This is a genomic window from Pseudomonas sp. HMWF006 (assembly GCF_003061205.1).
In the GTDB taxonomy this organism is placed as follows: Bacteria; Pseudomonadota; Gammaproteobacteria; order Pseudomonadales; family Pseudomonadaceae; genus Aquipseudomonas; species Aquipseudomonas monsensis.
Genome location: NZ_QAIU01000149.1, coordinates 1 through 2,670 on the forward strand (window position 1 = coordinate 1; position 2,670 = coordinate 2,670).

General features: G+C 62.0%; 2 protein-coding genes. Both read left to right on the forward strand.

Annotation, left to right across the window (positions count from 1 at the left end; translation table 11 throughout):
• The first annotated feature begins 96 nt into the window (after positions 1-96).
• Positions 97-1,467 (forward strand): ethanolamine permease, encoded by a 1,371-nt coding sequence (gene eat / locus DBR24_RS05795; protein WP_128614171.1) that lies wholly within the window; start codon positions 97-99, stop codon positions 1,465-1,467.
• Positions 1,468-1,651: 184 nt separating this feature from the next.
• Positions 1,652-2,670 (forward strand): ethanolamine ammonia-lyase subunit EutB (eutB, locus tag DBR24_RS05800; protein WP_256591290.1); only part of this gene is annotated, 1,019 nt, incomplete at its 3' end.

The following is a 2,670-nucleotide window of genomic DNA, read 5'->3' on the forward strand; positions in this document are numbered from 1 at the left end:
TTTTCACGAAACGGCCGCTGCGTGAACAGCATCCATCCACCCAACCACCGCACCCGAAAGTCCAACAGATCAAACAATAAAAAACAGAGAGGACTTATGACTTCCACCACACAGCTCAAACCCACACTCGGCACCCTGCATCTGTGGGGCATTGCCGTCGGCCTGGTGATTTCCGGCGAATACTTCGGCTGGAGTTACGGCTGGGGCACCGCCGGCACCCTCGGATTTCTGGTCACGGCGCTGATGGTCGCGACCATGTACACCTGCTTCATCTTCAGTTTCACCGAACTGACCACCGCGATTCCCCACGCCGGTGGGCCGTTTGCCTACAGCCGTCGGGCATTCGGCGAGAAAGGCGGGTTGATCGCCGGCATCGCCACCCTGATCGAGTTCGTCTTTGCACCACCGGCCATTGCCATGGCCATTGGCGCCTACCTCAATGTGCAATACCCGGAGCTTGACCCGAAGATCGCCGCCGTCGGCGCGTACTTTGTGTTCATGACCCTGAACATCCTCGGCGTCAGCATCGCTGCAACCTTTGAACTGGTGGTCACCGTGCTGGCCGTCGCCGAGTTGCTGGTGTTCATGGGCGTAGTCGCGCCGGGCTTCAGCTTCAGCAACTTCGTACTCAACGGCTGGTCGGGTTCCAACGAGTTCACCCTGGGCTCGATCCCCGGGATCTTCGCGGCGATCCCGTTCGCGATCTGGTTTTTCCTCGCCATCGAAGGTGCGGCTATGGCGGCCGAGGAAGCCAAGGACCCAAAACGCACAATTCCCAAGGCTTACGTCAGCGGCATTCTGACCCTGGTGTTCCTCGCCATCGGTGTGATGGTGATGGCCGGCGGTGTCGGCGACTGGCGCCAGCTGTCGAACATCAACGATCCGCTGCCACAGGCGATGAAAGCGGTGGTCGGCAACAATTCCTCGTGGATGCACATGCTGGTATGGATCGGCCTGTTCGGCCTGGTGGCGAGTTTCCACGGGATCATCCTTGGCTACTCGCGACAGTTCTTCGCCCTCGCCCGCGCCGGTTACCTGCCGAAAAGCCTGGCCAAGCTGTCGCGCTTTCAGACCCCGCACCGGGCAATTCTGGCCGGCGGCGTGATCGGCATTGCAGCGATCTACAGCGATGGCCTGGTCAATCTGCAGGGCATGACCCTGACCGCCGCGATGATCACCATGTCGGTGTTCGGCGCGATCGTGATGTACATCATCAGCATGCTCAGCCTGTTCAAACTGCGCAAAACCGAACCGAACCTGGAACGCACCTTCCGCGCCCCGGGCTATCCGGTAGTGCCGGCGATTGCGCTGTTCCTGGCCGTGGTGTGCCTGGTGGCGATGGCGTGGTTCAACACGCTGATCGGCTGTGTGTTCCTGGGCTTCATGGCCGCTGGCTATCTGTACTTCCAACTGACCGCCAAGCAACGCGCCGAAGCCCCGGCAGACGCTATGCTCGAAGGTATCTAGTTGCACCGGCACCGGGCTCGTCGCCCGGTGCCCGCTTTATAGAAGTGCACACAATACCTGCAGGCCTTCGCCTGCTCGCGATGGCATCAGCGCGGTATGACTGTTGCACCGAGTTGCCTGCATCGCGAACAGGCGAAGGCCTACACAAAAGCAGATTGCAGTAATTACTGGAGGACACCGCACCATGGCCGCATTTGCCCATTCCGTCGGCGCCCAGACCTATCGCTTCGACAGCCTCAAGGACGTCATGGCCAAGGCCAGCCCGGCGCGCTCCGGGGATTTCCTGGCCGGCGTCGCCGCGCTCAATGACGGCGAACGCGTGGCCGCGCAAATGGCGCTGGCCGACATCCCGCTCACGCATTTCCTGCAGGAAGCACTGATCCCCTACGAGTCCGATGAAGTCACCCGGCTGATCATCGACACCCACGACAAGCAAGCCTTCGCGATGGTCAGCCACCTCACCGTCGGCGGTTTTCGCGACTGGCTGCTCAGCGATGCCGCCGACGAAACCAGCCTGCGCAGTCTTGCCCCCGGCCTGACCCCGGAAATGGTCGCCGCCGTGTCGAAGATCATGCGCGTGCAGGATCTGGTGCTGGTAGCGCAGAAGATCCGCGTGGTCACCCGATTTCGCGGCACCCTTGGCCTGCGCGGGCGCCTGTCGACCCGCCTGCAACCCAACCATCCGACCGACGAGCCATCCGGCATCGCCGCGAGCATTCTCGACGGCCTGCTGTACGGCAACGGCGACGCGATGATCGGCATCAACCCGGCCACCGACAGCATCGCCTCGATCTGCGCGATGCTGGAAATGCTCGACGCGATCATCCAGCGCTACGACATCCCGACCCAGGCTTGCGTGCTGACCCACGTCACCACCTCGATCGAGGCGATCAACCGTGGCGTGCCGCTGGATCTGGTGTTCCAGTCAATCGCCGGCACCGAAGCGGCCAATGCCAGTTTCGGCATCAACCTCAACGTCTTGCAGGAAGGTTATGACGCGGGGCTGAGCCTCAATCGCGGCACTCTCGGGCAGAACCTGATGTATTTCGAGACCGGTCAGGGCAGCGCGCTGTCGGCCAACGCCCATCACGGTGTCGATCAGCAGACCTGCGAAACCCGGGCCTACGCCGTGGCGCGGCATTTCAAGCCGTTTCTGGTGAACACCGTGGTCGGCTTCATCGGCCCGGAATACCTCTACAACGG

What these genes read in the sequence shown, in the direction of transcription:
- eat (WP_128614171.1), top strand. Translation starts at nt 97, where the DNA reads ATGACTTCCACCACACAGCTCAAACCCACACTCGGCACCCTGCATCTG.